Annotated in this window: 1 pseudogene; it reads left to right on the forward strand. The window is 71.3% G+C overall.

Features of this window, described 5'->3' with window-relative positions:
* Positions 1-230: pseudogene (locus tag KVS71_RS19555) on the forward strand (branched-chain amino acid ABC transporter permease); the annotation flags it as partial.

Below are 230 nucleotides of genomic sequence, written 5' to 3' on the forward strand. Positions count from 1 at the left end.
GCGACACAGCCCCCCGAGGGGATCCGGCCCGGCCCGGGCCCGCCGGCCACGTTCGAGCTGGAGTTCGGGCCCACCGGGTCGAAGATCGTGAACCTCTTCCTCGGCGAGGGAGAACGGGTGACCGTCTCCTTCCTCGTCCATCTCCTGTCGCGCCTGCGGGGCGGCCTGGACTTCGGCCTCCTACTGGGCCATGCATACCTGTGCGCCGCGCTCATCTACGGCCCGACCCG

The organism is Microbacterium sp. GbtcB4 (assembly GCF_019091465.1).
GTDB lineage: Bacteria > Actinomycetota > Actinomycetes > Actinomycetales > Microbacteriaceae > Microbacterium > Microbacterium paraoxydans.